Source organism: Agromyces neolithicus (assembly GCF_039529735.1).
GTDB classification, from domain to species: Bacteria; Actinomycetota; Actinomycetes; order Actinomycetales; family Microbacteriaceae; genus Agromyces; species Agromyces neolithicus.
The window spans coordinates 1-22,823 of sequence record NZ_BAAANJ010000011.1 but is presented as its reverse complement, the minus strand read 5'-3'; the positions used below and the strand labels follow the sequence as shown (position 1 = coordinate 22,823).

Below are 22,823 nucleotides of genomic sequence, written 5' to 3'. Positions count from 1 at the left end.
GCAGCACGCTCAGCGGGCGTCGGCGCGCAATTGCAGCCATGCCGCGAGCCGTTCGTCGGAATGCTCGAGTCGGATGCCATGTGCCGCCCGAGCACGCTGAAGCCGATGCCGCACGGTGTTCTCGTGCACGCCGAGGTGCTCGGCGGTCTGTGCGATGTTGCCGAAGCACTCGAGCCAGACGAGCAGGGTCTCGGCGATCGGTTTCGTTCCCTCGGCGTCTTTGAGCGCGTCGAGCGCCGGGTCGCGCAGTTCCTCGGCGGCGAAGAGCTCGGCCGCCCGATCGACGATGAGTTGCGGACGGAGGTTCACGGCAGTGGCGATGCGCGGCATCTGCGGGTCGGTGCTTCGCATGGCCGCCTCGAGCAGGCGGTCGGCGAGCTCGCGGGTGCCCGCGACGTCGCCCGAGCGATGCGTCGGTCCCACCACGGCGACTCGTATGCCCTCGCCGACCAAGCGGTCGACGAGCGGGAGCAGCGGCTCGGCCGCGACAACCGCTTCGTCGACGGTGCTCGCGGCGAAGAGGGTGTAGACCCGTCCGCGGTGGGCCACGGACACGGCGTCAGGACGATGCAGCACGAGGTGCCGGATGACGATGGAGCGCAGCTGGGCGACGGCGGTCGGTCCCGACCCGGGCAGGGCGAAGCCGAGCAGTGCGGCACCGCGTTCCTCCTCGATGCCGAGTTCGGCGAACTCGGTGCCAATGAGGTCGATGCCGGTGAGTAGGCGGCGTAGCCGGTCCTCCCGGGGGCGCTGGTTCGTGGCGTGCACCCGCAGGTCGTCGAGCAGGTGTGCGCTCGCGAGGGCGCTGGCTCGACGCATCCGTGCCTCCTGCTCGGGTGTGACCGGATCGTCGCCGGAGGCGTCGATCGCCCAGATGGTGCCCAACGGCATGGCGCCCGCCCGAACAGCGAACGCTACGCGCGGCTCCTCGTCGCCGAGGCGCGGGTACTTGATCGGCCGGTCGGAGCGCAACACCGTGCGGTATTGGTCGTCGTTGTAGGGCGAGACGGGCACGTGCCGGGCGAGGATCCCGTGGGTGCGCAGCGAGTCGATGAGCTGGCCGGGCACCGAGGAGTACGCGAGGATGTTGCGGCTGAGGTCTTCGATCGCGACTGAGCCGCCGAAGAACTCGGCGAGCTCGTTCACCAGGGCGAAGAGCGGCTCGGCGCTCCGATCCTGTGGGCCGGCGAGTGGAGCGTCCGCCTCGCCAAGCAGGTGGGTGAGCTGGGCGTCGAGGAGCCGCCAGCTGATGCGGTCGGCTACGCGCAGCAGCGGCAGGCCGGTGGACTCGGCGATCGCCGCGAGCGCCGGCACCCGCTCCGCGCTGCCCTTCACTGCCAGGCCCGCCGCGCCGCGCTCGGATGCGCTCGCGGCGAGGGCGGCGAGCCGGGCGGTGCTGAGCGAAGCGGTCGAGGGGGCGAGCAACAGCGTGCCCGGCGCATCCGGAACCTCATCGACGATATCGAGGAGCTCGGTTCCGGTGACCGCAGGGCTGGAGTCGGACAGCCCGATCGCGGTGACCGTGTGCGGCCCGAGCTGTTCGACGAGCTCGGCGAGGGTCATCCGCGGGCCGTACGTGCGCCCCAGCCCTATTGGAGAATTCCCTGCACTCATTGTGCAAAGTTATCCGATATGACCAACCAATTGCGACCACGATCTTCCTAGGCTGGCCACCGGCGACGACGAAGGCGCCGCGCACAAGGAGGAACGATGACTGCGACCCGGCCCGCACCCGACGGAACCCGCCTCGGCGAACTCTGGCGGATCCTGCCGGAGGACGCGGCGGCGAACGCCGACGGCGTGCTCGAGATCGGCGGGGTCGCCGTCACCGAACTCGCCGAGCGCTTCGGCACCCCCTTGCACGTCTACGACGAGGCGGGACTGCGCCGCCAGATCCGCCGCTTCGTCGACGGATTGCGCGCGCGCTGGCCGAACTCCGACGTGCTCTTCGCCTCGAAGTCCCTGCCCGCCGTCGGTATGTACCGCATTGCGCAGGAGGAGGGAATCGCCGTTGACGTCGCCGGCGGTGGTGAGCTGCGGATGGCTCTCGCCGCGGGCGTCGACCCCGACCGGCTGTACTTCCACGGCAACGCAAAGACCGACGTCGAGCTTCGGATGGCGCTCGATGTCGGCATCGGCACGATCATCGTCGACAACGATGACGAGCTCGATCGACTCGAGCGGCTGCTCGATCGCCCGCAGAAGCTGCTCCTACGAGTCATCCCCGGTGTCGAGGCGACAACGCACGCCTCGCAGGCGACTGGGGGCCTGAACTCGAAATTCGGCCTGCCGATCGACCAGGCAATGCGCGCGATCACCCGCATGCAGGCGCACCCGCTCATGGTGTTCGAGGGCGTGCACCTGCATATCGGGTCGCAGATTCTCGACACCGCCCAGTTCGCTGAGGCCGTGGCGAAGATCTCGACGGTCGGCACGTTCGGCACCTACGACGTGGGCGGCGGGCTCGGAGTCAGCTACACCTACGCGGAGGAGGCGCCGAGCGTCGAGTCATATCTCGATGCGATCGTCGCGGCCGCGCAGGCCCACCTGCCCGCCGACGCGCGGCTCCTGATCGAGCCGGGCCGCGCGATCGTCGCCCGCGCGGGCGTCACGCTCTACCGCGTCACGACGGTGAAACGCACCGGGCGCACCTTCGTCGCCGTCGACGGCGGGCTTGCCGACCAGATGGACATCGCGCTCACCCAGCAGCGCTACGAGGCGATCATCGCCGACCGCCTGCTCGAGCCCTGGACGGAGACGGCCCAGCTCGTCGGTCGCCAGTGCGAGTCGGGCGACCTGCTCGTCGACGGCGTCCGGATGCCGCCCGCCCGCGTCGGCGACCTCGTCGTGATGCCCGCGACCGGCGCGTATGCGTACACGATGTCGAACAACTACAACGGTGCGCTGAAGCCGGCGATCGTCTTCGCCAGGGAAGGGGAAGCCCGACTCGTGACGCGCCGCGAAACCTACCACGACCTGCTTGCCACGCATGCGCCGGCCATGGCCGACGTGCTCATCTGACGGCGCCCGACCGCCTCGATCACCCCGGCCCCGATCCACCCTCGACGACAAGGAAGTCACCGATGATCACACGCACCACCACTCTGTTCGGCGCGACGGCGGTCGTCGTCGCCTTGGCGCTCTCCGGATGCTCCGGGGCCGGCGACTCCGGCGCTGAGGCCGCCGCCGACGCGAACCTGCCGGCCGGCGACGAGGTCTCGACGACGGTCGACCCGGCGCTCACCGAACTATTGCCGGACGATATCGTCGAGAAGGGCCGTATCGATGTCGCGATCGACGTTCCGTACCCGCCGATGGCGATGTACGACGAGAACAACCGGGTGATCGGTTTCGACCCTGAACTCGGGCGCCTGCTCGGGCAGAAGCTCGGCATCGACGTGTCGCTCAACAAGCAGGCGTTCGACTCGATCATTCCGTCGCTGCAGGCCGACAAGAACGACATCATCATGAGCGGCATGAACGACACCCCCGAACGCCAGGAGACCCTGACCTTCGTCGACTACACGCACGGCGGCTTCGCGATTCTCGTCGCGGCGGGCAACCCGAACGGCGTCGCCACGCAGCATGATCTCTGCGGCAAGACCGTCTCGGTGCAGAAGGCCACGGTCCAGGGTGAGCTGCTGCGGGCGATGGACTGCGGTGCAGACCCGGTCGTCGTGACCGAGCTGCCCTCCGACCTCGACGCGCAGACGGCCTTGCGCGCCGGCAAGAGCGACGCCTACGTCGCCGACGGGTACGTCGCCGAGTATGTCGCGGCGCACACCGAAGACGGTGAGGCGTTCGATGTGGTGCGCGACCCTGAAAACCCCTCTGGATTCAATCCGGTGTACAGCGGCATCGGCATCCTGAAGGAAGAGACTGAGCTCATCGAGGTGATCCGCCAGGCCCTGCAGGCGCTCATGGACGAGGGCAGCTACCAGAAGGTGCTCGAGCGCAACGACCTCGCCCCCTATGCGGTCGACTCGGCCGAGGTGAACCAGGGGACGGTGCAATGACGACGGTGCAGGCCGCCGACGTCGAGCTTGCTCGGGATGCCACGGACGACGACGTCAGTGCGATCCCGCTGCGGCGGCCGTGGCGCTGGATCAGCGCCGCCGTAGTGCTGCTCCTCGTCTTCGCCTTCCTGCACTCGGTGCTGACGAACCCGAACATCGACTTCGCGGCAGTCGGCGAGTTCGTCTTCGACCCGCGCATCCTCGAGGGCGTGTGGCTGACACTGTTCATCACCGCCATCTCGATGGTCGTCTCGACGTTGCTCGCCATCGTCGTCGCGGCCATGCGGCTGTCGTCGAACCCGGTGCTCTCCACGATCGCCTGGTTCTACGTGTGGGTCTTCCGCGGCACGCCACTGCTCGTGCAGATCGTGCTCTGGGGATACCTGGGCCTGCTGTACGCGAAGCTCACCCTCGGCATCCCGTTCACCGACGTCGTGTTCTGGCAGGTGAACACGAACGAGCTCATCAGCGCGATGGTTGCCGGCCTGCTCGCCCTGACCCTGAACCAGGCCGCATACTCGTCGGAGATCGTGCGCGCGGGCATGATCTCGGTCGATGAGGGGCAGCGCGAGGCGGCGTACTCACTCGGAATGTCGCCGCTGTACACCTTCCGCCGCGTGCTGCTGCCCCAAGCGATGCGGGTCATCATTCCTCCGATGGGCAACGAGACGATCTCGATGCTGAAGAACACCTCGCTGCTGTCGGTGATCGCCGTGCTCGAGGTCTACACGCAGGCCTCGATGATCTCCTCGCAGAACCTCAAGCAGGTGGAACTGCTCATCGTCGCGAGTCTCTGGTACCTGCTCATGACGAGCGTGCTCTCGATTCCGCAGTATTACCTCGAGCGGCGATTCGGGCGCGGGAGTTCGCGCAACCTGCCGCCGACTCCACTGCAGCGGATGCGCCGGGCATTCATGAAGCGTCAGCCCGGCCCTGCGCCGGCGCCCGAGACGAAGGCGGTCGGTGTCGTATGAGCATCAACGTTTCCGCCAGCCCCAGCATCGCCGAGGCATCCGCGCGCTCGCTCGTCGAGATCCGCAGGGTGCGCAAGAACTTCGGCGCCCACCAAGTGCTCCGCGACGTCTCGCTCGCGGTTCCCGAAGCGACAGTGACCGTGCTGCTCGGCCCGTCGGGCTCCGGAAAGTCCACGCTGCTGCGCTGCATCAACCACCTCGAGACCATCGACGGCGGTCGCATCATCGTCGACGGCGACCTCATCGGCTACCGCCAGGCCGGGCACAACATCCATGAGATGACGCCGAAGCAGATCGCCCGGCAGCGGCGGAACATCGGCATGGTGTTCCAGCGGTTCAACCTGTTCCCGCACCTGACCGCGCTCGAGAACATCACCGAGGCTCCGGTCGGCATCGCCGGCGTGCCACGCTTGCGGGCCAAGGCGCGGGCGAAGGAACTCCTTGACCGGGTCGGCCTCGCGGACTTCGCGGGTCATTTCCCCGCGCAGCTCTCGGGCGGGCAGCAGCAGCGCGTTGCGATCGCCCGGGCGCTCGCAATGGATCCGAAACTCATGCTCTTCGACGAGCCGACGTCGGCACTCGACCCCGAGCTCGTCGGCGACGTGCTCGATGTCATGCGCGAACTCGCGAACGACGGCATGACGATGATCGTCGTGACACACGAGATCGGGTTCGCCCGCGGCGTCGCCGACCAGGTGGTGTTCCTCGACGGCGGGGTGATCGTCGAGGCAGGCCGCCCCGAGGACGTCATCGACCACCCCCAGCGGCAGAGGACACGCAACTTCCTGGAGAGCGTGCGTTAGGCGCCTGTCGCGCCCCGCGCCGGTAGTGGTGGGAGAAGCCGAGGCGGCTGTAGGGCTGGGGATAGTGGCGGAAGTGTTGGTCGATACCGGGTATGCCGATGAGGATCATGGAGGGGTGTTCGCGGCCGTGTCTGTCGCGAGAGGCCTGATGTCGCACCGGTCACGATGGCAGTCTTCAAGGGCTGCATCATCGGTCAGCGGCGGCGGGCGGGGTCGGTCATCCTGTGCATCATCCGGGCTGTGCTGCGGCGACTCACGAGTCGGAGCGCGGTGGCGGAGAACTTGTTGGCGGTGCCGTCGATGACGCTCGGGCCCGGGTTTTTTGACTCGAGGTGTGTCAGTGCCGTGGTGACGACGTCGGTCGGGGTTCGCGGGGTGGCACCGGCGGTCGCGTCCTCGGTTCCCACGACGGCATTGAATTCGGTGCTTGTCGCACCCGGCGATAGGGCGAAGACGGTTACCCCGGAGCCGCTGAGTTCGGCCCAGAGTGACTCGGTGAAGCTGAGGACGAACGCTTTCGCAGCTCCATAGACCGCCATCCGTGGCGTAGGGGTGTAGGCGGCCATGCTCGCCACATTGATGAGCAGTCCATTCCTTGCCGTGAGCAGATCGGGAAGGAGGGTGGCGGTCAATTGCACGGGGGTCGTGACATCGACGGCGATTTCTTGCCCCAAACGGCTGGGATCCTCATTGGCGAAGGGCCCGAAGGTTCCAAAGCCGGCGTTGTTGATCAAGCTGGTGACGGTGACTCCCAGTGCGTCGATGCCCGCTCGGACGTCTGCGGCGGCGGTGGGCGATGACAGGTCTGCGGACAGGACGTCGACAGTGACGCCGTGGTCGAGCCGGAGTTCGGCCGCGAGGCTGTCCAAGCGATCTCGTCGACGCGCGACGAGTACGAGCGAGGACCCGCGCGCAGCGAGAGCGTGGGCGAACTGCAGCCCGATGCCGGAGCTGGCGCCTGTGATGAGAACGGTCTGGGAGGAATAAGAAAAGGTCATACTTTGGCACACTAGGCTACTTGCGCCTCAGTGCCAAGTTGTTAGAATGGGAGCATGGTCAAGACGACAGCATGGGACCGGCAGCGCGAAGCGGTCCGTGAGGAGATCACGCAGACCGCGATCGATCTGTTCCTTCGGCAAGGATTCGACGCGACCACGATCGACCAGATCCTCGAGCAGGTGGGGGTTTCCAGGCGATCGTTCTTCCGATACTTCGGAACGAAGGAGGACGTGGTTCTGGGGGACCTCGTCTCCCGTGGTGTCGCCATCGCCGAAGCCCTGGCCCGCCGGCCGGCGCAGGAAGAGCCCTGGGATGCCATCCGCGCAGCGTTCCACGAAGCGCAGGAGATTTCGGCGCTGGACAAACAGTCAACCCTCGCCTTGGGGCGCATGCTCTTCGACACCCCCTCACTGCTGGCCCGACACGTCGAGAAGCGTCTGCGATGGCAAGAACTGCTCGTTCCACTGATCGCGGCACGGCTGCCTTCCGGTGGCGACCGCGACCTGCAAGCTCACGCAATCGTCGCATCCGCACTCTCCTGCCTCGACGCAGCATCACGAGCGTGGTTGCGTAGCAGTGGCGAGGCCGAGCTCGGAGATCTCTACGACCAGGCAGTAGCAGCCGTGCGTCGATGACAACGCCCAGGACGACCACCAGGCCGCGAGCGACATCGTTCGAACACAGAGAACCGCCACGGAGCAGCGCAATCCACAGGCCACCCCAACACAATTCTGACGCCTAATTGGGGTATGCCCCAGCCAGGCACGCGGTTCCGCCGCGGAGCGATCACGGGACGCCACCACATACCGACTCCACAGGTGGAATGCGGAATCCGTCTCGCTCCGTCTGATATCTACGCGAAAACGAAGTCGTTGTCCGATCGGACAGTTGCCAGGCTCTGCCGTTGTGCATCTGCATGAATGACGCTTCGAATCGCTTGCATATTGTGATGGAATGCAAACCATCGAGGGCATCGACGCCTTTCTCAAAGCCGAGTTCGCAGCCTCCGTCGCCAAGCGCGGAGTTCCGGGGAGCGCCATCGCCGTGCTCAAGGACGGCGAGATCATCGAGGCCGCCGCGGGTGTGCTCTCGCTGGACACGCGGGTCGAGACCACGACCGACACGGTGTTCCAGATCGGTTCGATCACCAAGGTCTGGACTGCGACGCTCGTGATGCAGCTGGTCGATGACGGGCTGCTCGATCTCGATGCTCCGATCCAGCAGTACCTCCCCGAGTTCCGACTCCTCGACGAAGCGTCCGCGGCCAGCATCACGACGAGGCAACTGCTCAGCCACCAAGGCGGCTTCGAGGGCGACGTATTCACCGACACCGGCCGCGGTGACGACGCCATCGAGAAGTTCGTCGAGCAGGTCGCCGGTCTCCCTCAGCTGTTTCCACCGGGCGAACTGTTCTCGTACAACAATGTCGCGTACATCGTGCTCGGCCGCCTGGTGGAGGTGCTTCGCGATTCGACCTGGGAAGCCGTCCTGCTCGAGCGCATCGCTGGTCCACTCGGATTCGATCACGTCTCACCGAGCCCCTATGAGGCGATCCAGTTCCGCGCGGCGATGGGTCACCTGGGCGAGGGCGACGAGGTGGTTCCGGCACCGTTCTGGGCGTCTGCGCGCAGCAATGAGCCCGCGGGATCGATGCTCGCGATGACGGCGGGCGAACTGCTCGGCTTCGCGCGGATGCATCTGGATGCCGGGGTCGGCGCCGACGGCACACGCGTGCTGTCCGAGGCATCCGCTCGGGAGATGCGCGAACCGCAGGTTCACCTGCCCGTGCTGGTCGGCATGCCCGCCGCCTGGGGGCTTGGCTGGGAGGTCGTCTCGACCGAGAGCCCCGTCGTGATCGGTCATGACGGCACCACCATCGGCCAGGCTGCGTTCCTGCGCATTGTGCCCGAAGCAGGCCTGGCCGTCGTGCTGCTGACCAACGGCGGCGACGTCTTCGGGTTGTTCGACGATGTGGTCCGGCCGCTGCTGCGCGGGGTAGCGGGTGCCGAGCTTCCTACCTTCCCGCTGCCCCCGGCGGAGCCCATCGCCGTGGAGATCGATGGACTCGTCGGCAGCTACGCCAGCAGCATCTTCGAGATGAACGTCAGCGTCGATGCTGACGGTCGTATCTGGCTCGACCGCATCCCGTCGGAAGCTGTCGCCGAAATGGGTGAGAAGCCCAGCCGCGACGAGCTCGTCGGCTTCAACACCGACTCCCTCATCCAGCTCGAGGCCACCTCGGGCCTGCACCCCGTCTACGCATTCCTCGGCGACGCCGGGGGCGGCAAGCGCAAGTACCTCCACTACGGCCGGGCGGTGGCGCGCAGCGCCTGATCCCGACCAGCACCAACAGCACACCTCCACATTCGCGCACCATCAAATGCACCAGAGGGGAACGGAAATGGCATTCATCACGAAGCCGGCTCGTGTCATTCTCGCCGCCACGGCCACCGCCGCGGTCATCGCACTATCCGCATGCACCAGCCCGAGTTCCGGCGCCGGCGACGGCGATGTCGTCGAAGGAGGCACCTTCACGCTCGCGATCGTGAGCGACCCCGGCACTCTCGATCCGCAGGCATCCGCAGTCACCAGCCTGTTCCAACTGACGCAGTTCGCCTACGACACCCTGGTCAGCGTCGACGAGGAGGGCACGATCGGCTCGCAGCTGGCAACGGAGTGGGAGGTCGACGGCACCACAGCGACGTTCACGCTGACTGAGGGCGTAACCTGCTCGGATGGCTCGGAATTCACCGCGAAGACCGCGGCCGAGAACATCGCTTGGATCTCGGACCCAGAGAACCAGAGCCCGTTCCTCGGCGCCTTCCTACCCGGAGGGGTCACCGCCGCCGCTGAGGGTGACACGCTGACGCTGACGCTCGCGAGTCCGGCGCCGTTCCTGCTCACCGGTCTGGCCAGCGTGCCGATGGTCTGCGAGGCCGGCCTCGCAGATCGCTCGGACCTCGCGGCGGGCACCATCGGGTCGGGCCCGTACGAGTTGACCGAGGCCGTGCCGAACGACCATTACACGTACACGGTGCGCGGCGACTACACGTGGGGTCCCGACGGCGCGACCACCGCCGAGAAGGGAGTTCCCGCAGTCGTGAATGTGCGCATCATCCCCAACGAGACCACCGCTGCGAACCTGCTGCTCTCGGGCGAGATCAGTGCCGCAACCGTGATCGGTCCTGACACGGAGCGTCTCGATCAGGCCGGGCTGTTCGCCACCAAGATCACCACGATCGTCGGCGAACAATGGTACAACCACAACGAGGGCCACCCCACGAGCGACCCCGCCGTGCGCATGGCACTGACCCAGGCGCTCGACCTGGCCGAACTGCAGAAGGTCGCCACATCGGGCAAGGGTGAACCAGCCACTGCCCTGGCAGTGAGCCCTCCGGCCGGATGCACGTTCGACTCGGTCACGGGCAACGTGCCAGAGACCGACGTCGATGCTGCCAAGGCCGCCCTCGACACGGCGGGCTGGCTGGCCGGCAGCGACGGAGTTCGAGCCAAGGACGGCCAGAAGTTGAGCCTGACGTTCCTGTACAGCACCAACCTGGGCAGTGGCGGCACCGCCGCTGCGGAACTGGCGATCACGCAGTGGCAGGCGATCGGCGCAGAGGTCACCGCGCAAGGGCAGGACGAGTCGACGCTCACCGGTGCGCTGTTCGGCACCGGTGCCTGGGACATCGGTTGGGTGCCGCTGAACGTGAACACCCCCGACCAGGTCATCGGGTTCATCTCAGGACCGAGCGCGCCTGAGGGCACCAACTTCTCGAACATCCAGAACGACGACTACGCGGCGCTCATGGAGGAGGCCATGGCCATGAACGGCTCCGACGGATGCCCGACCTGGGCTGAAGCCGAAGCTGCGCTCTTCTCGGCCGCCGACCTTGTGCCCTTCGCCAACAACCTGGTGAAGACCTACGCCAAGGGCGCCGAGTTCGAGAACATCGGCTCGATCGTTCCGACCAGCATCCGTATGGTCAGCTGACCCTCGGGCCGAATCGCGCCGGTTGCGGCGCTGCGTCCCCTCCACGCAGCGCCGCATCCGGTCACACTCCAACGAAAGACGACCTCTCCATGACTGCAGCTGCGACCGCTCCCGCTGAGTCGGTGCGTTCCGCCAATCGGCCGCAGAGCCGTTGGCTGGGCTTCACGCTCCGCCGCGGCGGCCGCCTGCTCGCCTCCCTCTGGGTGCTGATCACGGCGTCGTTCCTGATGATCCACCTGATCCCGGGCGACCCGATCCGCGCCGCGATGGGGCCGACCGCTTCGGCCGAGATCGTCGAATCCCGCCGGGAGGCGCTGGGTCTCAACGATCCGCTGCTGCTGCAGTACTGGAATTATCTGCAGGGGTTGTTCACCGGCGACCTGGGAACCTCGATCGGCTCGCAGCTGCCCGTCATCGACACCATCGCGCAGCGCCTGCCCGCAACCGCATCGCTGGCCGTGCTGGCATTCCTCGTCGCGATCCTCATCGCCATCCCGCTCGGCGTCGCGGTCGCCGTGGCGACTCGGCGCGATCGTGGCCGCAACCTCGAGCTCGGCTTCACAGGGAGCAGCGTTCTGATGTCGAGCATCCCCGACTTCCTGCTCGGCGTTGCGGGCGTGTGGATCTTCGGCGTGACGCTCGGGTGGTTGCCCGTCGCCGGGCGTTCCGGACCGGAGTCCTACATCATGCCCGTGCTCGCCCTTTCGATCGGGCCGGCCGCGGTGCTCGCCCGCATCGTGCGCGTCGAGATGCTCGGCGTGCTCGAGTCCGACTTCGTCCGCACGGCACGCGCGAAGCGCCTGCCCGCGTGGCGGATCTACCTCAACCATGCGTTGCCGAACGCGGTCACCGCGTCGTTGACCCTCCGCGGACTCCTACTGAGCGCACTTGTTGCAGGAACGGTACTCGTCGAGAACGTCTTCGCCTGGCCAGGGCTGGGCAGCACGATCGTGCAAGCCATCCAGACCAAGGACTACCCGCTGGTGCAGGGCATCGTGCTCGTCTATGGCCTCGGGGTGCTGATCATCAATACCGTGGTCGACGCGATCCTGGTCACCCTCGATCCGCGTACCACCGTGGCGGAGGACTGATGAAGACCAGGCGCATTCTGCGTACACCGCTCGGCATCGCCGCCACAACGCTGATGGCTCTCGTGCTGCTGACCGCCATCTTCGCGCCAATCCTCTGGGGCGATGCAGCGGAGGTCGTCGACACCGATGACCTGCTCGCCGGCCCGTCGCCCGAGCACCCGATCGGCACCGACAACCTCGGCCGCGACCTGCTGCTACGCGTGCTGGTCGCCACACGACTCTCGGTCTTCCTGGCCATCGCCGCGACCGTCATCGCGGTCGTGGCGGGTCTCATCCTCGGGGTGCTGCCGCTGCTGCTCGGCAGGGCCGGTAAGCCCGCGACTTGGTTGGTCGGCATCGCCGTCGCGTTCCCCGGTCTGCTGTTGGCGCTGTTCTTCGCGGTGATCTTCGGCAGCGGCTGGCAGGGGGCGGTGCTCGCAGTCGGATTCGCGGGGGCTCCGTCGTTCGCGCGACTCTGCCAGACACTGGTTTCAGCCGTGGCCGCGCGCGACTTCGTTGCCGCAGCACGCGTCGGTGGCGTCGGGCGGCTGCGCGTGCTCACCCGCCACATCCTTCCGAACATCGGCGAGCCGCTCATCGTCAATGCGACCATCGGTGCCGGCGGCGCACTGCTCGCGTTCGCGGGGTTGTCGTTCCTCGGCCTCGGCGTACAGCCGCCCGAGTACGACTGGGGCCGACTCATGATGGACGGACTGGCGGGCATCTACATCAACCCACTCGCTGCGTTGGCCCCAGGTATCGCGGTCGTGATCGCGGGTCTGGCGTTCAACCTGGTGGGCGAGGCGGCAGCGCGCTCGCTCGGCATAGAGGTCGGTGCGGGCCCGGTGCGTCGGCTGGTCAGGCGGATGCCGCAGCCGTCCGCATCCCCTGCGATCGATGCATCCGAGCCGGAGCATGCCGACACGGTGCTCGACGTGCAGAACCTGCGCGTGAGCTTTCCCGGCCCCGACGGCGAGATCACGCCCGTGCGCGGGGTGAACCTGCGGATACGTCGCGGCGAGGCCGTCGGCATCGTGGGAGAGTCGGGTTCGGGAAAGAGCCTGACCGCGCTGTCGATCGCCCAGCTGGTCGAGCATCCCGGCGAAGTCGAGGCCGACGGGTTGAGGTTCCTCGGCGAAGACCTCTTGCACGGTGACGAAGCTTCGCACCGCAAGCTGCTCGGCACCTCGCTGGCGATGGTGTTCCAAGACCCGATGACCTCGTTCAACCCGACCAAGCGGATGGGTAGCCAGTTGGCCGAGGTGGCCAGCCAGCACGGCGATTCGAGCAAGCGCGATGCGCTGGCCCGCGCCGTCGAGCGTCTCGGCGCGGTGCGAATCACCGACCCCGAACGCCGAGCCAGGCAGTACCCGCATGAGTTCTCGGGTGGCATGCGACAGCGCGCCATGATCGGCATGGGCCTGATGGCGGCGCCGCAGCTCATCATCGCGGACGAGCCCACGACCGCGCTCGATGTGACGGTGCAGCAGCAGGTGCTGAACCTGCTCGAGTCGATTCGCCGCCGTGACGATGTCGCCCTGCTGCTCATCAGCCACGATGTCTCCGTGGTCGCCGAAGTGTGCGATCGGGTGCTCGTGATGTACGCGGGCCGCATCGTGGAGGAGCTGCCCGCCGACCGGCTGCAGGAGGCCGCGCATCCGTATACGCGGGCACTGCTGGCCGCCGTGCCCGACATGCAGACCGACCTGAATCGTCCGCTCGCGACCGTTCCGGGGCGGCCCATCGACCCTGCCCAACTGCCCCACGGATGCGCGTACGCCGCGCGATGCCCGCTCGCCGACGCGCATTGCCGCACTGCCGATCCAGAGCTGACGCCGGTGCGGGACGACTTCCGCGCCGCCTGCTGGCACGCGGGGGAGCCGCTTCCAAATCTCGCAGCGGATGCCGCGGCCGACCCGTTCGAGACGGCCGAGCAGGTCGAGGCCGATCAGGTCGGGGCCGAGCAGGCCGGAGCCGAGCAGTTCGGGGCGGCCGAATCGATCGACGTGGTCGTGGAGGTGCAATCATGAGCGAACTGAGCTTCGACGCTGTCACGGTGCGGTTCGGCGGCGGCAGAAACGCAGTCACCGCGCTCGAAGACGTGAACCTGACCGTTCCCAGCGGTCGCATCGTGGGCCTGGTCGGCGAATCGGGCTCGGGCAAGTCCACGCTCGCCCGTGCCGCGGTCGGCCTGGCACCGCTGGCGTCGGGCCGGATCCTTCTCGACGGTCGGCCACTGGTGCAGAATCGCGCTCGCCGGCCGCTGCAGATCGTCTTCCAGGACCCGTACTCGTCGCTCGACCCTCGCATGACGATCGGCGCCAGTATCGCCGAGATCCTGCCACGCGGGCTCGGTCGCGTCGAACGCGCTGCCGAGGTCGAGCGGCTTCTCGATCAGGTGCATCTCGATCCGCGCCACGCAGCCTCCTCGCCGGCACGGTTGTCGGGCGGTCAGCGCCAACGCGTGGCGATCGCCCGCGCGCTCGCCGGTCGACCGGAGGTGCTGATCGCCGACGAGATCACCTCGGCGCTTGACGTGTCGATCCAGGGATCGATGCTCAACCTCGTGCGCGAACTGCAGGCTGAACTCGGTCTGTCGATGCTCTTCATCTCGCACAACCTGGCCGTGGTGCGATACGTGGCCACCGAGATCGCCGTGATGTACCGCGGACGGATCGTCGAGCATGGCCCGGCCCAACGGGTGCTCACGCGCCCCCAGCACGAATACACCCGCACGCTCTTGGCCGCCATCCCCGGCCGGCAACCGCTCACCAAACATGAAGGAGCACGAACGTGACCCGCAGACTGCGCATCGATGACCTCTTCGCGCTGCACATCCCCAGCCAGCCCGCTGTACACCCGGCCGGCTCGCGCGTCGCATACGTCGTTCGGAGCAACGAACAGCAGGCCGACCGGGCCGTCACGGTTCTCTGGCAGACCGATGCAGACGGCAACGCACGTCAGCTGACCCACGGCGACAGCGACACCAGCCCGGCGTTCTCACCCGACGGCTCCGCCCTCGCCTTCCAGCGCGCCGGGCAGCTCTGGACGATGCCCGCCGACGGCGGCGAGCCCGCTCAGTTGACCCACCTGCCGATCACCGCGGGGGAGCCGTTCTGGAGTCCCGACGGCAGCCGGATCGCCTTCGCGGCACCAGTGGACGCGCACGCTGCTCCCGACGAAACCGATGACGACCGCGTGCGCCGCACGGCGGCGCCGATCGTCGCGGATGGTCTCGAGTACCAGGTCGACGGCACGGGTCATGTGCGCACCACGCGCATGCAACTGCATGTCGTCGATGTGGCATCCGGTGAACTGCGTCAACTCACCGATGGCGATGCGCACGTCGGCAGCCCCGCCTGGAGCCCCGACGGCTCGACCCTCGCGTACGTGGTGAAGCCCCACGGCGCCGACGACCTCGCCACAGTGTCGGCGGTGCACACCATCGACGCAACCGATCCGAAGGCCCGTCCGGTGCTGGTCGCGTTCGCCGACGGCGTCGCGGCCACCGTGACCTACACGCCCGACGGCAGCGGATTCATCGTGATCGGGTGGGAGCACGAGGTGCGCGGCCACGCCCGGCTGTTCCACGTCGAGGCCGCAACCGGAGCCGTTTCCGACCTGGCCGGCACACTCGACCGCAACGTCATGGCAGGCGCCCCCGGGTACCCTGGCGCGCGCCCTCAGTTCACGGCTGACGGCGACGTGTTGTTCGCGATTCGCGACCGAGGGTGCACCCACCTCTACGCCGTGCCGGTGCACGGCGGCACACCCCGCCTGGTGCACGGCGGCGAGAACGACGTGGTCAGCGGGCTGTCGGTCGCCGCGGGCGTCGCCGTGATCGCACTGGCCACCGCGACCTCGTTCGGCGAGCTGATGCGCATCGAGCTCGCCTCCGGTGCCGAGAAGGTGATCACGGCGCATGGCGAGAACACCGCCGACATCGCGCTCTACCCGCGCGTGGCGCGTGAGTTCGAGATCAGCGATGGCGTCAGGGTCGAGGGCTGGATGATGCGCGACGAGAACACCACGGGTGCCGGTCCGCTGCTGGTCGACGTGCACGGCGGCCCGCATAACGCGTGGAACGGCGCCGTCGATGACATGCACTTCTACCACCACGAGCTGGTGGCGCGCGGCTGGACGGTGCTGATGCTCAACCCGCGGGGTAGCGACGGCTATGGCGAGTCGTTCTACGACGCCGTCTTCGCCGCGTGGGGCGAGGCCGACGCGCGCGACTTCCTCGAACCGATCGACCAGCTCATCGCAGAAGGCGTCGCCGACCCCGAGCGTGTGGCCGTCGCCGGCTACAGCTACGGCGGATTCATGACCTGCTACCTCACCAGTCGCACCGACCGGTTCGCCGCAGCGGTCACGGGCGGGGTCGTCTCCGACCTGACCAGCCTGGGCGGCACCAGCGACGATGCGCACCTCATGAACGTCGTCGAGATCGGCCTGATGCCGTGGCGCGACGCCGACAGGGCACGGCTCGCCGAGCTGTCGCCGTTCACGCACGTCGAACGCGTCACGACCCCCACGCTCGTGTTGCACGGCGCCGATGACGTGCGCTGCCCGGTCGGCCAGGCCGAGCAGTGGTATTTCGCCCTGCGCGAGAACGGCGTGCCCACCCGCATGGTGCTCTACCCGGGTGGCAGCCACATGTTCCCGCTGATGGGAAAGCCCAGCCACCGCATCGACTACAACACGAGGGTGGCCGAGTGGGTGGAGCGCCATGCAGCGGATGCCGCTGGCCCGCGCCCTGCCCCGATCGATGCCGAGCACTGGCAGCGCCGACTCGACAGGCTCGCCGCCAAGCACAACGTGCCCGGGGCGCAGTTGGGTATCCTGCGCTTCGCCGAGGAACGCGCTGACGATCTCGTCGTCGCAGCCACCGGAACGCTGAACCGCAACGTGGCGACGGGCGCACCGGTGACGGCCGACTCGATCTTCCAGATCGGATCGATCTCGAAGGTGTGGACCGCGACCGTGATCATGCGCCTGATCGAGGAGGGCAAGCTCAGCCTCGACACCAAGGTCGCCGACGTGCTGCCGGGCTTTCGCATCGACGACGAGCAGATCGCTGCCGGCGTCACGGTGTGGAACTTGCTGACGCACACCAGCGGCATCGACGGCGACATCTTCACCGACACCGGCCGCGGTGACGACTGCCTGGAGAAGTACGTCGACTCGCTGTCGAGTTCGACGCCCAATCACCTGCTCGGGGCGACCTGGTCGTACTGCAACTCGGGCTATTCGATTCTCGGCCGCATCATCGAGGTCGTCACGGGCAAGACGTGGGACACCGCGATGAAGGAACTGCTCTTCGCCCCACTCGGACTGAACCATACCGTCACCCTTGCCGAAGAGGCGATCCTTCACGCTGCCGCGGTCGGTCACATCGACGCCGATGGCGAGCAGGTCGTGACGCCCGTGTGGGGGCTGCCGCGTTCGCTCGGCCCAGCCGGCCTGATCACGGCGCGCGTGGCTGACGTGCTGCAGTTCGCCCGCATGCACCTCGCGGGCGGTGTGGCCGCCGACGGTTCGCGGCTTCTCACGGCGGAGCACGCCGCTCAGATGCAGCAGCTTCAGGCCGATGTGCCCGACAAGTACACGCTGGGTGACTCGTGGGGCCTCGGCTGGATCCGCTTCGACTGGAATGGTGCACGCCTGTACGGCCACGACGGCACCACCCTCGGACAGGCCGCGTTCCTGCGCATCCACCCAGACACCGGCGTGGCCGTTGCGCTCTTGACCAACGGCGGCAACACCCACGACTTCTACGAAGACGTGTACCGCGAGGTCTTCGCCGAACTGTCGGGCATCGACATGCGCCGCCCGATCGAGCCGCCGGCCGAGACGCCTGCGGTCGACATCACGCCGCACCTGGGGCGTTATGAGCGCTCGGGAGTGCTCGTGGATGTGCTCTTGGGCGATCAGGGGCCCCGCCTTCGCACCGAGGTGACCGGCGTGCTCGCGGAGATGACGCCCGACCCGATCGATGAATACGACCTCACGCCGGTTTCGCAGAACCTCTACGTGCTGCGGGAACCGGGCACCGAAACGTGGATGCCCGTGACCTTCTACGCGCTGCCCGGTGGCGAGGAGTACCTGCACTTCGGCGCCCGAGCCACGCCGAAGCAGGTGAGCGAGCTTGCCACTCCTCGTTGACTTCGACACCGTCGCCCTGCTGGCGGGTCTACGCCGCCTGCTCGAATGCGAGTCGCCGTCGAGCGACGCCGAGGCGGTCGCACGTTCGGCCGACGAGGTGACGTCACTCGGCATCGAACTGCTCGGCGACGAGCCCGAGCGCATCGTCATCGACGGCACGACGCACCTGCGCTGGCGGTTCGGCGCGAGAACCGAGGTGCTCGTGCTCACCCACCACGACACCGTGTGGCCGCTCGGCTCGCTCGCGGTGCACCCGGTCGAGGTCAACGCGGGGGTGCTCACAGGACCCGGATGCTTCGACATGAAGGCCGGCGTCGTGATGGCGATGCACGCCATCGCCGCGCTGCCCGCACGTGACGGCGTCTGCCTGCTCGTCACCGGCGATGAGGAGGTCGGGTCGCCGAGCTCACGCGAACTGATCGAGGCCGAGGCATCCGGTGCGCGCGCTGCACTCGTGACGGAGGCGAGCGCTCCAGGCGGAGCGCTCAAGACCGAGCGCAAGGGCGTGTCATGGTACGAACTGCGGGTGAACGGGCGGGCTGCGCACGCGGGCCTCGACCCGGAACGCGGTGTCAACGCGACCGTCGAGTTGGCCCACCAGGTGCTCGCGGCCTCGGCGCTCGGAGACGCCGCTGCCGGCACGACGGTCACACCCACGCTGGCCGATTCCGGCACGGCGGGCAACACCGTGCCGGCCGCGGCATCCGTGTACATCGACGTGCGTGCGCGCACCACCGCCGAACAGCTCCGTGTCGATGCGGCGATCCGAGCGCTGAAGCCGGTGCTGCCGGGTGCCGAGCTCGTGGTGCTCGGCGGGCCGAACCGGCGGCCGCTCGAGCGCGAGGCCTCGCATGGGCTGTTCGAGCGGGCAACGGTTCTGGGTGCGCAGCTCGGCCTGGAGCCGTTCGAGGGTGTCGCCGTCGGCGGTGGCAGCGACGGCAACCTCACCGCCGGGATGGGCGTGCCCACTCTCGACGGCCTCGGTGCCGTCGGCGGGGGTGCACACGCGGCCGACGAGCATGTCATCGTGGCGCAACTCGCACCGCGCACGGCCCTGCTCTCGGCACTCATCGCCGATCTGCTCGCGGAAGAGGTGGCCTGATGGACAGCAAGGTCGACACGGTGCACGAGTCGGTGATGGCAGCGGATGCCGCGGCCGCGGCATCCGGAGTGACGGTGCGTGAACTCGACGGCATCGGTGAACTGCACGCCACCGCCGGTCTGCTCGCAGAGATCTGGGGCCGACCGGGCAACCTGCCGATCACGCCCGAGTTGCTGCGTGCATTCAGCAAGGCCGGCAACTACATCTGCGGTGCCTTCGACGGCGATCGCCTGGTGGGGGCGACGATCGGCTTCCACTCGACTCCGCAGGAGCAGGCGCTGCACAGCCACATCGCGGGGGTCGCACCGGCGTTGACGGGGCGTTCGGTCGGCTTCGCGATGAAGCAGCATCAACGGGCATGGGCGCTGGCACGAGACATCCCGGTGATCGTCTGGACATTCGATCCACTCGTGGCCCGCAACGCATACTTCAATCTCGCCAAGCTCGGCGCGGTGGCCGTGGAGTACCTCTCGAACTTCTACGGCGTCATCCCCGACGTGATCAACGGCGACGATGAGACCGACCGGCTGCTGGTGCGCTGGCAGTTGCGTGACCCCATCGTGGTGTCGGCCGCGCACGAAGGCCGCGTACCGCGTGTCGACTCCGGCCAGCACGAGACCGTCTTCATCGCGATTCCACCTGATATCGAGTCGATGCGCAGGAGCGATCCTGCGCTCGCCCACGAGTGGCGCATCACCGTGCGTGAGCGGCTCACCGAACAGCTCGGTGCAGGCGGCCGCATCGTCGGGTTCGATCGTGCGGCGGGCTACGTCGTGCAGCCCGCCGCAAGAGACGCCGTGCACCCCGGTGCACGGAGAGGAGATTCTTCATGAAGATCAAGGGTTTCGAACTTCGCCGGGTGAGTATGCCGTTGGTGTCGCCGTTCCGCACCTCGTTCGGCACCCAGACCGAGCGCGACATCCTGTTGGTGCGTGCCGTGACCGACACCTCCGAAGGTTGGGGCGAGTGCGTCACGCTTCCCGACCCCATCTACTCGCCCGAATACGCCGACGGCGCGGAGGACGTGATGCGTCGCTTCCTCATTCCGACGCTGTTCGATGCGGATGTGGCAGATGCCAACGCCGTGGGCGAATCGCTGAAGCACTTCAAGGGTCATCGCATGGCGAAAGCCGCACTCGAGATGGCCGTGCTCGACGCCGAGCTCCGCGCAGGGGGCCGCTCATTCGCGCGCGAGCTCGGCGGGGTGCGCTCCTCCGTGCCTTCGGGTGTCTCGGTGGGCATCATGGACACCATCCCGCAGTTGCTCGACGCCGTCGGCGGCTACCTCAACGCGGGCTATGTGCGTATCAAGCTGAAGATCGAGCCCGGATGGGACGTCCAGCCGGTGCGCGCGGTGCGCGAGCGCTTCGGTGACGATGTGCTGCTGCAGGTGGACGCCAACACCGCCTACACCCTGGGAGATGCGCGGCACCTGGCCAAGCTCGACGCCTTCGACCTGTTGCTGATAGAGCAGCCGCTGGAGGAGGAGGATGTCATCGGACATGCCGAGCTGGCGCGCATCGTCACGACCCCGATCTGCCTCGACGAATCGATCACCTCGGCACAGACCGCGGCCGCTGCGATCAAGCTCGGTGCCACGAGCGTGATCAACATCAAGCCGGGTCGCGTCGGCGGCTACCTCGAGGCGCGGCGCATCCACGACCTTGCTGTCGCGAACGGCATCCCGGTCTGGTGCGGAGGCATGATCGAGTCGGGCCTCGGCCGTGCGGCCAACGTGGCACTGGCGTCACTGCCGGGATTCACGCTGCCGGGCGACATCTCGGCGAGCGACCGGTTCTACCGCGCCGATCTCACACCGGCGTTCGTCATGGCTGACGGCCACATCGACGTGCTGACCGGGCCGGGGCTGGGCGTCGAGCCGATCGCCGAGATGCTCGACGAGCTGACCACCTCGACCGAGTGGATTCCCGCGGTGTCCTAGGCTGCCGACCATGAGCGAACGGGCGCGATCGAGTCTGGCGCGTGTACTCGACGACCTCGGGGCGACTCTGCTCGAGCTCGTGCACGGCGACATCGACGGGGTCGGCGACATCGGCGGAGTCGTCATCTACGACCCGGTCGACGAACCCGCCTTTCCTGAGCGGGCGCTCGTGCTCGGCGTCGCCGTCTCGGGCGAGGCGCTCCCCGCGCTCGTCGACACACTCGGTGCGCACGGCGCCGTCGCCCTCGTCGTGCGGGCCCCGGTGGCGCTGACCGACGAATTGCGCTCCGCCATCGATGCCTCTCACGTTGCCGTGCTCGGGCTGGCTCGCGGTGCCACCTGGTCGCAGATCGCCGCGGTGTTGCGCTCGATCCTGGCGGAGGGCGATATCGGCGATGCCGAGCCCGAAACGCTCGGCGGGCTCCCGCTCGGGGACCTGTTCGCGGTCGCGAACGCCATCGCAGCCCTGATCGATGCGCCCGTGACCATCGAGGACCGCTCGAGTCGGGTGCTCGCCTTCTCGGGCCGGCAGGAGGAAGCGGACCCGTCGCGTGCCGAGACCATTCTCGGCCGGCAGGTGCCCGAACGGTACGCGCGCATGCTCACCCAGCAGGGTGTCTTTCGCGACCTCTATCGCAAAGACCGCCCCGTCGTCGTCGAACCGTTCGAAGTGGGCAGCGAGGGCCTGACGACGCAGCGCGTCGCGCTTGCGGTGCGTGCAGGCGACGAGGTGCTCGGCTCGATCTGGGCCGCGATGGACGGGCCCCTCACGCGTGAGCGCACCGATGCGCTGCGTGACGCTGCCAAGCTGGTCGCGCTCCACCTGCTGCGGGTGCGCGCCGGCGCCGATGTTCAGCGACGGCTCGCCACCGAACTCGTGAGCACGGCGCTCGAGGGTGGTGCGGGTGCACCCGACGCGCTCGGACGGCTGGGTCTGAGGGGCCAGCGGGTGCTGGTGATCGGGGCTTCGCTGGCGTCGGACGCGCTGCGCGAGTCGGTCGTCCGCGCCGACCAGTTACTCGGGGAACGGCAAAGGTTCGCGGATGCATTCGCCATGCACCTTTCCGCAGTCAAACCCGGCGCCGCCGTCGCCCAGGTGGGAGAGGTCGCCTATGCGATCGTGCCCGCATCCGGCAAGGCGGACGTTGCCGAAGGGCGCGCCGTGCAGGTCGCACAGGACTTCCTCGACAGGGTCGCGGGGCGAATGCCCGCACGTGCGGCGGTCGGCCCGCCCGATGCTGAGATCGCGGGCATCGCGCATTCGCGCGCGGTCGTCGATCGGGTGCTGCGCGTGCTGCGTACGGGTGAAGCCGGGCGGGTCGCCCGGCTCGAGGATGTCCACACCGCGTCGCTCATGCTGGAGTTGCGCGATCTGGTCGCATCACGTGCGGATCGGCCCGACGGCGCGATCGCAAGCCTGATCGAGCATGACACCCGCAACGACAGCGAACTCGTTCGCACGCTCATGGCGTGGCTCGACGCGTTCGGAGATGTCTCGGCGGCGGCGTCCCAGCTGTACGTGCACCCCAACACACTGCGCTACCGGCTCAGGCGGCTCAGCGAGATCAGCGGCATCGACCTGGACGATCCCGATCACCGGTTCGCTGCGATGCTTCAACTGCGCCTGTTCCCGCCTCACGAGGCCTGATCGCAGCGAACGCGATGGCTCATGGTCGGGGTCACGCCGTGCGCGCTTGCGCTTCAGGCCGCGGGTGCCTAGAGTCGCCGAAGTGGGACAACTGACCCACTTCGGCGTGC

17 protein-coding genes are annotated in these 22,823 nt (G+C 67.9%); 15 read left to right on the top strand and 2 right to left on the bottom strand.

The window, feature by feature from the left end; all coding sequences use genetic code 11:
• Positions 1–9: 9 nt before the first annotated feature.
• Positions 10–1,563, bottom strand: a complete 1,554-nt coding sequence (locus tag ABD164_RS13600; RefSeq protein WP_344296838.1) for a PucR family transcriptional regulator — start codon at positions 1,561–1,563, stop codon at positions 10–12.
• A gap of 147 nt (positions 1,564–1,710) precedes the next feature.
• Here ABD164_RS13600 and lysA point away from each other — a divergent pair, with 147 nt between their 5' ends.
• The 4 genes from lysA (at position 1,711) to ABD164_RS13580 (ending at position 5,793) form a co-directional block, all read left to right on the top strand.
• A complete protein-coding gene (gene lysA / locus ABD164_RS13595; RefSeq protein ID WP_344296837.1) occupies positions 1,711–3,021 on the top strand; it encodes a diaminopimelate decarboxylase in 1,311 nt (436 codons plus the stop codon).
• Positions 3,022–3,083: 62 nt separating this feature from the next.
• Positions 3,084–4,016: an ABC transporter substrate-binding protein gene (locus ABD164_RS13590; protein WP_344296836.1), complete on the top strand. Its 933-nt coding sequence runs from the start codon at positions 3,084–3,086 to the stop codon at positions 4,014–4,016.
• Positions 4,013–4,990, top strand: a complete 978-nt coding sequence (locus ABD164_RS13585; protein ID WP_344296835.1) for an amino acid ABC transporter permease — start codon at positions 4,013–4,015, stop codon at positions 4,988–4,990. The genes ABD164_RS13590 and ABD164_RS13585 overlap by 4 nt, the downstream gene beginning before the upstream one ends.
• Positions 4,987–5,793 carry an amino acid ABC transporter ATP-binding protein gene (locus ABD164_RS13580; RefSeq protein ID WP_344296834.1) on the top strand — a complete coding sequence of 269 codons (807 nt, stop codon included), beginning with the start codon at positions 4,987–4,989 and terminating at the stop codon, positions 5,791–5,793. The genes ABD164_RS13585 and ABD164_RS13580 overlap by 4 nt, the downstream gene beginning before the upstream one ends.
• Before the next feature lie 194 nt (positions 5,794–5,987).
• Here the strand turns inward: ABD164_RS13580 and ABD164_RS13575 are convergent, their stop codons facing one another.
• A complete protein-coding gene (locus tag ABD164_RS13575; RefSeq protein ID WP_344296833.1) occupies positions 5,988–6,791 on the bottom strand; it encodes an SDR family NAD(P)-dependent oxidoreductase in 804 nt (267 codons plus the stop codon).
• Between the two features lie 54 nt (positions 6,792–6,845).
• On the opposite strand from ABD164_RS13575, the gene ABD164_RS13570 reads away from it, so the two are divergent.
• The 11 genes from ABD164_RS13570 (at position 6,846) to ABD164_RS13520 (ending at position 22,713) form a co-directional block, all read left to right on the top strand.
• Entirely contained in the window at positions 6,846–7,427 is a 582-nt protein-coding gene (locus tag ABD164_RS13570; protein WP_344296831.1) for a TetR family transcriptional regulator, read from the top strand.
• A gap of 319 nt (positions 7,428–7,746) precedes the next feature.
• A complete protein-coding gene (locus ABD164_RS13565; RefSeq protein WP_344296829.1) occupies positions 7,747–9,126 on the top strand; it encodes a serine hydrolase domain-containing protein in 1,380 nt (459 codons plus the stop codon).
• Positions 9,127–9,193: 67 nt separating this feature from the next.
• Positions 9,194–10,786, top strand: a complete 1,593-nt coding sequence (locus tag ABD164_RS13560) for an ABC transporter substrate-binding protein (protein WP_344296828.1) — start codon at positions 9,194–9,196, stop codon at positions 10,784–10,786.
• An 89-nt stretch (positions 10,787–10,875) separates the two neighbouring features.
• Positions 10,876–11,877, top strand: coding sequence for an ABC transporter permease (locus tag ABD164_RS13555; protein ID WP_344296827.1), 1,002 nt, complete (start codon positions 10,876–10,878; stop codon positions 11,875–11,877).
• Positions 11,877–13,886, top strand: coding sequence for a dipeptide/oligopeptide/nickel ABC transporter permease/ATP-binding protein (locus ABD164_RS13550; protein WP_344296826.1), 2,010 nt, complete (start codon positions 11,877–11,879; stop codon positions 13,884–13,886). The genes ABD164_RS13555 and ABD164_RS13550 overlap by 1 nt, the downstream gene beginning before the upstream one ends.
• Positions 13,883–14,653, top strand: coding sequence for an ABC transporter ATP-binding protein (locus tag ABD164_RS13545; protein WP_344296825.1), 771 nt, complete (start codon positions 13,883–13,885; stop codon positions 14,651–14,653). The genes ABD164_RS13550 and ABD164_RS13545 overlap by 4 nt, the downstream gene beginning before the upstream one ends.
• A complete protein-coding gene (locus tag ABD164_RS13540; RefSeq protein ID WP_344296824.1) occupies positions 14,650–18,021 on the top strand; it encodes a serine hydrolase in 3,372 nt (1,123 codons plus the stop codon). The genes ABD164_RS13545 and ABD164_RS13540 overlap by 4 nt, the downstream gene beginning before the upstream one ends.
• Positions 18,005–19,123 (top strand): M20/M25/M40 family metallo-hydrolase, encoded by a 1,119-nt coding sequence (locus ABD164_RS13535; RefSeq protein ID WP_344296823.1) that lies wholly within the window; start codon positions 18,005–18,007, stop codon positions 19,121–19,123. The genes ABD164_RS13540 and ABD164_RS13535 overlap by 17 nt, the downstream gene beginning before the upstream one ends.
• Positions 19,123–19,956 (top strand): GNAT family N-acetyltransferase, encoded by an 834-nt coding sequence (locus ABD164_RS13530; protein ID WP_344296822.1) that lies wholly within the window; start codon positions 19,123–19,125, stop codon positions 19,954–19,956. The genes ABD164_RS13535 and ABD164_RS13530 overlap by 1 nt, the downstream gene beginning before the upstream one ends.
• A complete protein-coding gene (gene menC, locus ABD164_RS13525; RefSeq protein ID WP_344296821.1) occupies positions 19,953–21,065 on the top strand; it encodes an o-succinylbenzoate synthase in 1,113 nt (370 codons plus the stop codon). Before ABD164_RS13530 ends, menC begins: the two co-directional genes overlap by 4 nt.
• Positions 21,066–21,075: 10 nt before the next feature.
• Positions 21,076–22,713, top strand: coding sequence for a PucR family transcriptional regulator (locus tag ABD164_RS13520; protein ID WP_344296820.1), 1,638 nt, complete (start codon positions 21,076–21,078; stop codon positions 22,711–22,713).
• The last annotated feature ends 110 nt before the right edge of the window (positions 22,714–22,823 follow it).

Bases quoted from the DNA above. Each gene is read 5' to 3' on its own strand.
- ABD164_RS13590 (WP_344296836.1), top strand. From the start codon at position 3,084: ATGATCACACGCACCACCACTCTGTTCGGCGCGACGGCGGTCGTCGTC.
- ABD164_RS13550 (WP_344296826.1), top strand. From the start codon at position 11,877: ATGAAGACCAGGCGCATTCTGCGTACACCGCTCGGCATCGCCGCCACA.
- ABD164_RS13575 (WP_344296833.1), bottom strand. From the start codon at position 6,791: ATGACCTTTTCTTATTCCTCCCAGACCGTTCTCATCACAGGCGCCAGC.
- ABD164_RS13580 (WP_344296834.1), top strand. From the start codon at position 4,987: ATGAGCATCAACGTTTCCGCCAGCCCCAGCATCGCCGAGGCATCCGCG.
- ABD164_RS13570 (WP_344296831.1), top strand. From the start codon at position 6,846: ATGGTCAAGACGACAGCATGGGACCGGCAGCGCGAAGCGGTCCGTGAG.
- ABD164_RS13545 (WP_344296825.1), top strand. From the start codon at position 13,883: ATGAGCGAACTGAGCTTCGACGCTGTCACGGTGCGGTTCGGCGGCGGC.
- ABD164_RS13520 (WP_344296820.1), top strand. From the start codon at position 21,076: ATGAGCGAACGGGCGCGATCGAGTCTGGCGCGTGTACTCGACGACCTC.
- menC (WP_344296821.1), top strand. From the start codon at position 19,953: ATGAAGATCAAGGGTTTCGAACTTCGCCGGGTGAGTATGCCGTTGGTG.
- ABD164_RS13555 (WP_344296827.1), top strand. From the start codon at position 10,876: ATGACTGCAGCTGCGACCGCTCCCGCTGAGTCGGTGCGTTCCGCCAAT.
- ABD164_RS13560 (WP_344296828.1), top strand. From the start codon at position 9,194: ATGGCATTCATCACGAAGCCGGCTCGTGTCATTCTCGCCGCCACGGCC.
- ABD164_RS13585 (WP_344296835.1), top strand. From the start codon at position 4,013: ATGACGACGGTGCAGGCCGCCGACGTCGAGCTTGCTCGGGATGCCACG.
- ABD164_RS13565 (WP_344296829.1), top strand. From the start codon at position 7,747: ATGCAAACCATCGAGGGCATCGACGCCTTTCTCAAAGCCGAGTTCGCA.
- lysA (WP_344296837.1), top strand. From the start codon at position 1,711: ATGACTGCGACCCGGCCCGCACCCGACGGAACCCGCCTCGGCGAACTC.
- ABD164_RS13600 (WP_344296838.1), bottom strand. From the start codon at position 1,563: ATGACCCTCGCCGAGCTCGTCGAACAGCTCGGGCCGCACACGGTCACC.
- ABD164_RS13530 (WP_344296822.1), top strand. From the start codon at position 19,123: ATGGACAGCAAGGTCGACACGGTGCACGAGTCGGTGATGGCAGCGGAT.